At 62.5% G+C, this 1,204-nt stretch carries 1 protein-coding gene; it reads right to left on the bottom strand.

Annotation, left to right across the window (positions count from 1 at the left end; all coding sequences use genetic code 11):
* Positions 1-28 precede the first annotated feature (28 nt).
* A protein-coding gene (locus GTZ97_RS16395; protein WP_161652072.1) for an IS3 family transposase occupies positions 29-1,137 on the bottom strand; the annotation gives its coding sequence in 2 pieces (ribosomal slippage) (positions 29-879 and positions 879-1,137; 1,110 coding nt in all).
* Between the last annotated feature and the right edge of the window lie 67 nt (positions 1,138-1,204).

Here is a 1,204-nt window from a genome sequence, read left to right as displayed (position 1 = left end):
GCTGACCTGCTCGGCTTTTTCACGCCAATCATTCCTGGAAGACGGCGGGTTGTGGAAGGGACAGATACTGCAGTTTGAACTCGTGAGGCGTCAAGTAGCCCAGGCTGCTGTGAGGCCGCACGGCGTTGTAATGGCGCCGCCAGGCCTCAATGATCACCGCCGCTTCGCGGCGTGACCTGAACCACTCCAGCGACAGGCATTCATCGCGGAACTTGCCGTTGAAGCTTTCTTCGGTGCCGTTCTGCCAAGGCTTGCCGGGGTCGTTGAGCACCGTGCAGATGCCGCTTTTGGCGATCCACTCCAGGATGGCCACGCTCACGAACTCGGGGCCATTGTCCGAGCGCATGAACAGTGGCGCACCATGGAGGCTCACCAACCGCGACAGCACATCGATGACGCGCCTGGATCGGATGGAGCCCGCGACGTCGATGGCCAGGCACTCGCGGGTGTACTCATCGACAACCGTCAAGCACTTGATCTGCTGGCCCTCGGCAGTGGTGTCGAAGACGAAGTCATAGGCCCACACCGTGTTGGCCTTCAAGGGCGTGAACGCTCTGGGCCTGCTGGCGGCAATGCGGCGCCTGGGTCGGCGTTTGGGCAACTGCAGGCCCGCACAACGCCAGATGCGGTGCGTGCGTGACCAGCTCAGCGCCATGCCCTGGCGCTGCAGGAAGATGCGAATGCGTCGGTAGCCGTAGCGCGGGTACTGCGCCGACAAGGTCTTCATGGCATCAATGACCGGCGCGTCCTTAGCCGGCATGCGCAACTCGTAGCGCATGGTCGAGCGTGATATCCCCATCAGCCCGCAGGCACGGCGTTGCGACAGGCCTCGCTCGCAGGCGAGATCGACCTGTTGCCGCCGCACCGGCGGGCTCACCATTTTTTTGCATTGATCTCCTTGAGCACCTCGATGTCGAGGTCTCGCTCGGCCAGCAACTTCTTGAGCCTGGCGTTCTCCAGCTCCAGCGCCTTCAGGCGTTTGACGTCACTGGCCTCCATCTGCCCGAAGTGCTTGCGCCAGGCATAGATGGTGGCGTCACTGACCTGGTGCTTCTTGGCTGCCTCGGCCACGCTGGTGCGGTCCGCGTCACGCAGCACCGCAACCATTTGCTCTTCGGTGAATCGACTCTTTCTCATGGGCTCCTCGCAGGATGGGAGCCATCTTCCCAGGAATCACTGGAGCGAAGAAACCGGGCAGGTCAGC

This window comes from Aquabacterium fontiphilum (assembly GCF_009909205.1).
Lineage (GTDB): Bacteria > Pseudomonadota > Gammaproteobacteria > Burkholderiales > Burkholderiaceae_C > Aquabacterium > Aquabacterium fontiphilum.
The sequence above is the reverse complement of the archived record's forward strand: the minus strand, read 5'-3'. Positions and strand labels throughout refer to the sequence as shown.